Annotated in this window: 8 protein-coding genes; 4 read left to right on the forward strand and 4 right to left on the reverse strand. The window is 74.2% G+C overall.

The genetic code is table 11. The annotated features are described in order from the left end of the window. Positions 1-273: 273 nt before the first annotated feature. Entirely contained in the window at positions 274-702 is a 429-nt protein-coding gene (locus tag D7223_RS21385; RefSeq protein WP_120730175.1) for a twin-arginine translocase TatA/TatE family subunit, read from the reverse strand. A gap of 72 nt (positions 703-774) precedes the next feature. After that, entirely contained in the window at positions 775-2,112 is a 1,338-nt protein-coding gene (locus D7223_RS21390; RefSeq protein WP_186832281.1) for a S1C family serine protease, read from the reverse strand. 254 nt (positions 2,113-2,366) lie between these two features. On the opposite strand from D7223_RS21390, the gene D7223_RS21395 reads away from it, so the two are divergent. Beyond that, on the forward strand, positions 2,367-2,975 hold the full coding sequence (locus D7223_RS21395) for an O-methyltransferase (RefSeq protein WP_186832282.1): 609 nt from the start codon (positions 2,367-2,369) through the stop codon (positions 2,973-2,975). A gap of 50 nt (positions 2,976-3,025) precedes the next feature. Here D7223_RS21395 and D7223_RS21400 read toward each other — a convergent pair whose 3' ends face one another. Both D7223_RS21400 and D7223_RS21405 read right to left on the reverse strand, forming a co-directional pair. Continuing rightward, a complete protein-coding gene (locus D7223_RS21400) occupies positions 3,026-4,492 on the reverse strand; it encodes a leucyl aminopeptidase family protein (protein ID WP_120730176.1) in 1,467 nt (488 codons plus the stop codon). Positions 4,493-4,648: 156 nt separating this feature from the next. Beyond that, complete coding sequence (locus tag D7223_RS21405; RefSeq protein ID WP_007455245.1) at positions 4,649-4,816, reverse strand: DUF3117 domain-containing protein; 168 nt, start codon at positions 4,814-4,816, stop codon at positions 4,649-4,651. Positions 4,817-5,006: 190 nt separating this feature from the next. Here D7223_RS21405 and D7223_RS21410 point away from each other — a divergent pair, with 190 nt between their 5' ends. From D7223_RS21410 to D7223_RS21420, 3 genes are all read left to right on the forward strand, one after another. Next, on the forward strand, positions 5,007-5,825 hold the full coding sequence (locus tag D7223_RS21410; protein WP_120730177.1) for a PaaX family transcriptional regulator: 819 nt from the start codon (positions 5,007-5,009) through the stop codon (positions 5,823-5,825). A gap of 4 nt (positions 5,826-5,829) precedes the next feature. Next, positions 5,830-6,621 carry an enoyl-CoA hydratase-related protein gene (locus D7223_RS21415; RefSeq protein WP_120730178.1) on the forward strand — a complete coding sequence of 264 codons (792 nt, stop codon included), beginning with the start codon at positions 5,830-5,832 and terminating at the stop codon, positions 6,619-6,621. A gap of 59 nt (positions 6,622-6,680) precedes the next feature. Next, the coding region (locus tag D7223_RS21420) for a DUF1800 domain-containing protein (RefSeq protein ID WP_147442473.1) at positions 6,681-7,699 on the forward strand (1,019 nt) is incomplete at its 3' end.

Here is a 7,699-nt window from a genome sequence, read left to right on the forward strand (position 1 = left end):
AGTTGACCTTGGCGCCCGTCTCATTCAGTGGATGATCGAACCCACATCACGGACGGCGCGCGGAGACATCGCCGGCGAGGGTCACGCGCGGGGCGAGAATGGGGCATCGCGGACGAGGGGCATCGCGGACGAGGCCGAGCGTCGGGCGAGACCGGCACTCCGGGCACACGACCCCACCCCCGGCACGACCGCACCCCTCGGCACGACCGCCCCCCGGCACGAACGCATCCCAAGGCACGACGGCGCTCCGCTACGGGTGCGGTCCCGGCGTGCTCAGGTGGCGTCGTCGTAGCTGACCCTCGGCGCGGGCGCCGGAGCGGGGACGGCGCCGGTGGCCGTGGCCGGCCGGCTGCCGTTTCCGCGCAGGTCGGCTGCCGAGGCGACGTCCTTCAGCTCGTTGTGCACACCGGTCACGTCCGCCCGCAGGTTGTCGTAGACGCCCTGGAGCGGCTTGCGGATCGCCGCCTCGTCCTCCTCGCTGAGGAGGTGCTTACGGATGAACGCCTTCGGGTGCAGGTCCTCCAGCTGGATGTCGGTGCCCAGCTCGCGGCTCAGGTCGGTGGTGGCGCTGCTTGCCATCTTGCGCAGGTTCCGCACCATCCGCAGGCCGTCGTTGATGACCGCGGGAAGCCGGTCACCGAAGATCAACAGCGCCAGGAGCAGCAGCGCACCGATCTCCCACCAGTTCAGGTTGTCGAACACCGCACGGGCCTCCTCTCGGCGTCAGCCAAGCGTACGCACGTCACCCGGGCAGCCGGGAGGGGGTCGCGGCGGTCACTTCGCATCTGCGGCGAGGGTCACCGAGGCGTTCTGCCGGTTCGAGCCCCGGCGGTACTCCACGGTCACCACCGATCCGGGCGCGAACTTGCGGACCAGGGCGATCAGATCGGTCGGCTCGGTCATCGGCCGGCCGTTCAGCTTGAGGACGACGTCGCCGGCCTTCAGCCCGGCACCGGCCGCCGGTCCGGAGGGCTCCACCGACACCAGGCGTACGCCGGCGGCGGCGCCCCCGCCGGGACCGCCGACCTGGGCGCCGATGACGGTACGGCGAGCCTTGCCGGTGCCGATGATGTCCTGGGTGATGCGTTTGGCCTGGTTGATCGGGATGGCGAAGGCGAGCCCGATGTTGCCCGCCTCCTGGCCGCCCGCGACCAGTGACTTGATGGTCGAGTTGACCCCGATCACCCGGCCGGCGCCGTCCACCAGGGGACCGCCGGAGTTGCCGTGGTTCACCGCCGCGTCGGTCTGGATGGCCGCGTAGTAGCGCGTCGGGCCCCCCGGTTCGCCCGCCTGCATGGTCCGGTCCAGGGCGCTGACGATGCCGGCGGTGACCGTGTTGGCGAGCGACAGCGGCGAGCCGATGGCCAGCACCGGGTCGCCCACGGCCAGCGCGTCCGAGTCGCCGAACTCGACCGGCCGCAGCCCGGCCTTGGCGACCTTGATCACCGCGATGTCGGACTCCGGGTCCTGCCCCACGATCTCGGCGGGCGCCGAGCTGCCGTCGTTGAAGATCACCGCTGCCCGGCCGGAGGCGTTCGCCACCACGTGGTCGTTCGTGATCACGTGACCGTCGGCGCTGACCACGAAGCCGGAGCCCTCGCTGGTGCCACCGAGACTGGCCACCCGGACGGTCACCACGCTGGGCAGGACGCGTTCGGCGACGCCGGCCAGCGACTCGGGACGACGCTGGGCGAGGCCCGGCGGCTCGTTCGGACCCGCGCCGAGGACCGTGCCGGCACCCGCGCCGCCGCGCACCGCGAAGGCGTAACCGAGGGCGCCGCCCAGGGCACCGGCGAGCAGCGCGGTGATCAGCGGGACGACGAGGAGCTGCCGCAGTGCCGGGCGGGTGGGGCGGTCGGGGTCCTCGACCGGCTCCGGGTCGGTGCCGTTGCCGGTGCCGGCCGGCACCACCACGGCGGCCGGCGCCGACGGGTCCCGCCACGGGTCGGCGAGCGCGTCGCTCCACCACGGCGAGGGCGCGCCGCCGCCCGGGTCCTGCGGCGCAGTGGGCGGGCCCACCGGCGGGTACGCCGGGCCCGGCGGTCGCGCCGGTGCCGGGTGTCCCCCGGGCCGGTGCCAGTCCCAGCCGTCGGTCACGTCGGTGCCTCCCACTCGTCCCCCGGTCCCGCGCTGCGCGACCCGGGAGGGGCCGGGCGGCGATCGACGGGATACCGCTTCCAGGATTACACGGATGCCGCGCGTGGAGTCAGCGGTTGCCCCCCGTGATCATCGACGGCGGACGCGCGGCTGCGTCCCGACGGCGCCGCCTCTAGGCTCACAGTGCCCACCCGCCCCGCTCCACACGCGCCGCCCGGAGGTGCCCCATCGCCACGGTCGCCGGTTCCGGCAGTCCGACGAGCCCGGCTGTGCAGTTCGCCGAGGCGTACGCGACCGAGGACCTCGTGCTGCGCACCGCCCGCAGCCTCGCCCACGAGGTCGGTGTCGACGCGGTCAGCGCCGGTGCCGGGGCCGCGCTGCGGCTGCTGGCCGCGGCGGGCAATGCCCGGGCGGTGGTGGAGATCGGCACCGGCACCGGGGTCAGTGGCGTGTGGCTGCTGCGCGGCATGCGCGCCGACGGTGTGCTCACCACCATCGACGTGGAGGTGGAACACCAGCGGATCGCCCGGCGGATCTTCGTCGAGGCGGGGTTCCCGGCCGGCCGTACGCGGATCATCACCGGTCGGGCGCTGGACGTGCTGCCCCGGCTCGCCGACGGCGCGTACGACCTGGTGTTCGTCGACGCGGAGGCGACCGGCTTCGCCGCCTGCGTGGACGCCGCCCTGCGACTGCTGCGCCCGGGCGGCGTGCTGGCACTCAACGGGACCCTGGCCGGCGGCCGGATCGGTGACCCGGCCGCCCGGGACGTGGAGACGGTCACCGTCCGCGAGACGATCAAGGCGCTCCGGGAGTCGGAGCACTGGATCACGGCGATGCTGCCGCTGGGCCACGGGATCCTCGCCGCCGTCCGGTGCTGACCTCCGCCGTCGACCGGGGTCGACGGCGGAGGGTGCGCCGAGGCCGGGGGTCAGCGGAGCGTGGCGAGCCAGCGGAGCAGTGAGCGTACGCCCCACCCGGTCGCGCCCTTGACCAGCTCGGCGTCGTCGCCCTCGGCCCAGGACGGCGCGGACATGTCCACGTGCAGCCACCGGTCCCGCAGGTCGCCGGTGAACTCCCGCAGGTAGAGGGCGGCGGTCACCGAGCCGGCGCCGCGAGCCGGGGAGCTGTGCAGGTCGGCGAGGTCGCTGCCGAGGTACTCGACGTAGTCGTCGGGCAGCGGCATCCGCCAGGCGGCCTCACCGGCGGCGTCGACCGCGGCCAGTACGTCGGCCGCGAGCTGATCGTTCTCGCTGTAGAGGGCTCCGGTGCGCTTGCCCAGTGCCACCGCGTTCGCGCCGGTCAGCGTGGCCAGGTCGACGAGCAGGTCGGGCTGGAGTTCGCGCACCGCGTACGCGAGCGCGTCGGCGAGGACCAGCCGGCCCTCGGCGTCGGAGTTGGTGGTCTCGCTGGTCACGCCGCCGTACTGCCGGATGACGTCGCCGGGGCGGAACGCGGCGCCGCTGACCATGTTCTCGGCCAGCGGGGCGAGCGTGGTCACCCGGACCGGCAGCCGTAGCGTCGCCGCGCCCAGGGTGGCCCCGACGACCGCCGCCGCGCCGGCCATGTCCTTGCGCATGAGCGTCATCGACGGCACCGGCTTGATCGAGATGCCGCCGGTGTCGAAGGTGATGCCCTTGCCGACCAGCACCACGTGGGTGGCGGCCCCGGCGGGGTGCCAGTCCAGCTCGACCAGGCGCGGGCCGCTGGCCGAGCCGCGCCCGACGGCGACGATGCCGCCGAAGCCGTCCGCCTCCAGTTCGGCCGGCTCGCGCACCCGTACGGTCAGGTCGGGCAGGCCGGCGGCGGCCTCGGTGATGCGCTCGGCGAACCAGCGCGGGTTCTTCACCGAGGAGGGCATGTTGGTGAGGTCGCGGGCCAGGCCGGTCATCCGGGCGGTGGTGCGGGCCGTCTCGACGGCGTCGCGGTGACCGGCCGGGTCGGCGGTCACCAGGTCGACGCCGGTCAGCGCCGGTGCCGGGTCACGCTCGGTCAGCCGGAACCGGTACGAGGCCAGCAGCAGACCCTCGACCAGCCCACGTACCGCCGCCGGGGTGACGCCACCGGGCAGCACAAATGTGATGTGCGTCTCATCACTGCCGGCTCGGGCGAGAGCCGCGCCGGCGCGTCGCCAGTCCGCCTCGCCACCGTCGCCCGCGCCGACGAGCAGCAGCCGGCCGGGAGTCCGTCCGGGGCGCAACTGGGTGTGGGTCTCGCCGGCCGCCCCGGTCAGCCGGGTCGCCGGGACGAGTGCGGTGGCCTCGTCGGAGATGCCGTCCGGCAGTGGCACGCCGCCCGGCGTCAGCTCCGCCCGCGGCTCCTCCCCGCCGGTCGGCCGGATGGACAGGGCGAGGGTGTCGAGACGCTCGGGCTCGGCGAGCAGACGGATGGCGAGCACGCGGTGCCGTACCTCCAGGGAAGGTCACGGGGCCCGAACCCCGCGGGAACGTGGTGGGGCCGCAACCCCGTGGAAACGAAGACCCTGAGCCACCGGCGTCGCCGGTGGCTCAGGGCTCGACGAACCGCCCGCGCCTGCGCGCGGACCGTTCCTCCATCAGCCGGCGGCCGCCTTCAGCGCGTCACCGAGTGCGTTGGCCTCGTCGGGAGTCATCTCGACGACGAGCCGGCCACCGCCCTCCAGCGGGACCCGCATGACGATGCCCCGGCCCTCCTTGGTGACTTCCAGCGGACCGTCGCCCGTCCGCGGCTTCATCGCCGCCATGTTGTCTCCCCTCAGACCTGAACCAGGGTCGGTGGGTTGCCCCACAGCCACTTCGCCACGACCACCCGCAACCGGTGCGGGGGTGTCGACCAACGATTTTCCCTGATGAACACCGCCGGACCCAAACCGAGGCAGCATTGATGTAACAGCATCTAGCTTATCTTGAGAAGGCCTGTCACAATGTGCGGTCATGCAGGCACGGTCGGCACTCTTCGACCTGTACGGCGACTACCTCCGGCCGAGGGGTGGCCGGGCACCGGTCTCTGCCCTGGTCAAGCTGCTCGCACCGCTGGGGATCGCCCCGCCCGCGGTGCGGACGGCGGTGTCCCGGATGGTCCGTCAGGGATGGCTCGAACCGCTCCGGCTCAACTCCGGGCCGGGATATTCGATCACACCGAAAGCCGCCCGCCGGCTCGACGAGGCGGCCGCCCGGATCTACCGCACCGGGCGGGTCACCTGGGACGGCCGATTCGACCTGCTCGTCCTGGAGGCGCCCACCTCCCGGCGGGAGCGCCAGCGCCTCGCCGCCAACCTGAGCTTCCTCGGGTACGGCACGCTGGACGAGTGCACCTGGGTGGCCACCCGCGCCGGTGAGGACGTCGACCTCCTGCTCGACGAGGCCGGCGTGCGCTACGAACGGTTCACCGCCGCGCACGCCTCCGGCACGCCCGGCGCGATGGGCGTCGTCCGCCGCGCCTGGGACCTGGCCGAGATCGGCCGGGCGTACGAGCAGTTCGTCGCCGAGCAACGCCCACTGCTGACCGGCGTGACCGTACGCAGCGCCGACGAGGAGGCGTACGCGGCCCGGTTCCGGCTCGTGCACGCGTGGCGTACCTTCCTGTTCCGGGACCCGCAGCTCCCGCCGGCGCTGCTCCCCGAACGCTGGCCGGGCACCGCCGCGGCCAGCTTCTTCGACCGCCACGCGGCCCGGCTCCGGCCGGCCGCCGACCGGTACGTCGAGACGTGCCTCGACGCCGGCAACCGCCTCGCCCGACAGAAGGGTCGTTGACACCGTGACCGAGCCGCTGCTCGTCGACCGCACCGACGCCGTGGTCACCCTCACCCTGAACCGCCCGACCGCGATGAACGCGTTGGACGTGGCGCTCAAGGAGGCACTGCGCGACGTTCTCGCCGAGCTGGAGACCGACCGGTCGTGCCGGGCGGTGGTGCTGGCCGGGGCGGGCGGGTCGTTCAGCGCCGGGCAGGACCTGCGCGAGCACGTCAGCACGCTGGAGTCGACCAGCGGCAACCCGCTGGACACCGTCCGGGCGCACTACAACCCGATCGCCGCCCGGCTGGCCAACCTGCCCAAGCCGGTCGTCGCCGCCGTCCGGGGCATGGCCGCCGGGGCCGGCGCGTCACTGGCCTTCCTGGCCGACATCCGCATCGGCGGGCCGTCGACCAGCTTCCTGATGGCGTTCGCCAAGGTGGGTCTCGCCGCCGACACCGGCGCCTCCTGGACGCTGCCCCGGCTGGTCGGCCACGCCAAGGCGGTGGAACTGCTGATGCTGGCCGAGCCGGTACGCGCCGAGGAGGCCTGCCAGCTCGGCCTGCTGAACCGGCTCGTCGCCGATGACGAGGCGGTCCTGCCCACCGCGCAGGAACTCGCCGCCCGGCTCGCCGCCGGACCGACCGTCGCGTACGGGGCGATCAAGCGCCAGCTCTCCATCGCCGACGCCGGCACCCTCGCCGACGCGCTCGCCGCCGAGGCGCAGGCGCAGGCCATCTGCGGCGGCACCGCCGACCACCGCGCCGCCACCATCGCCTTCGTGAACAAGCAGAAACCGGTCTTCGAGGGACACTGAACCCGTTCCGCACGCCGCCCTTACCGTCCTCGTACGTGCAGGGCCTAGCGTCGGGTCACATGACTGAGCGGGAAGCGGTCGCCCACCTGCTGCGCCGCGCCACCTTCGGCCCCACGGCCGACGAGGTGGACGCGGCGGAGCGGGTCGGGGTCGCCGCCACACTCGACGCACTGCTCACCCCGGCCACCCCGGACCGGGGCGCGGCGGCCACCCCGCTGCCCGCCCTCGGCCCCGACCCGTACGCGGCGCTGGCCGAGAAGCCGAGCCGCGAGCAGCGGCAGCAGGCCAACCGGGAGCGCCGCGAGCAGGTGCTGACGCTGACCGGGTGGTGGCTGGACCGGATGGTCGCCGCCGACGACCAGGTGGCCGAGAAGCTGCTCTTCTTCTGGCACGGCCACTGGGCCACCAGCGCGCAGAAGGTGCGGTCCGCGCCGCTGCTGCTGCGGCAGTTGGAGACGCTGCGCCGGCACGGTCGGGGCCCGCTGGAGCCGCTGGTCACCGCCATGGTCCGGGACCCCGCCCTGATCCTCTGGCTGGACGGGCAGAAGAACACCCGCAAGGCGCCGAACGAGAACCTCGCCCGTGAGCTGATGGAACTCTTCACCCTCGGCATCGGCGGCGGCTACACCGAGTCGGACGTGAAGGAGGGCGCGCGGGCGCTCACCGGATGGGTGGTGGACCGCCGCACCGGGGCGGCCCGCTTCGAGGCGCGCCGGCACGATCCGCGGCCGAAGACGATCCTCGGGGCCACCGGCGACCTCGACGCCGAGGCGTACGCCCGGCTGCTGGCCGGCCGGCCGGAGACCGCGCGGTTCGTCGCCGCCCGGCTGTGGTTCCGGTACGCGGGCCCGCAGCCGGCCGCCCCGGCCGACCTCGCCGGCCCGGACACGGCCGCCACGCTGCGCCGCGTGTTCACCGCGCCGGCCTTCGCCCAGACCCGCGACACCCTGGTCAAGCAGCCCGTCGAGTGGCTGGTGGGGGCGCTGCGGCAGCTCGGCGTGCGACCCTCGGCCCTGCCCGAGCAGCGCCGCCGGCAGGTGCTCGCCGGCCTGAACGCGATGGACCAGGTGCCGTTGCG

It is taken from the genome of Micromonospora endolithica (genome assembly GCF_003626595.1).
GTDB lineage: Bacteria > Actinomycetota > Actinomycetes > Mycobacteriales > Micromonosporaceae > Micromonospora > Micromonospora endolithica.

Excerpts from the sequence above, each read along its gene's own strand:
- D7223_RS21405 (WP_007455245.1), bottom strand. The coding sequence starts at position 4,816 with ATGGCGGCGATGAAGCCGCGGACGGGCGACGGTCCGCTGGAAGTCACC.
- D7223_RS21410 (WP_120730177.1), top strand. The coding sequence starts at position 5,007 with ATGCAGGCACGGTCGGCACTCTTCGACCTGTACGGCGACTACCTCCGG.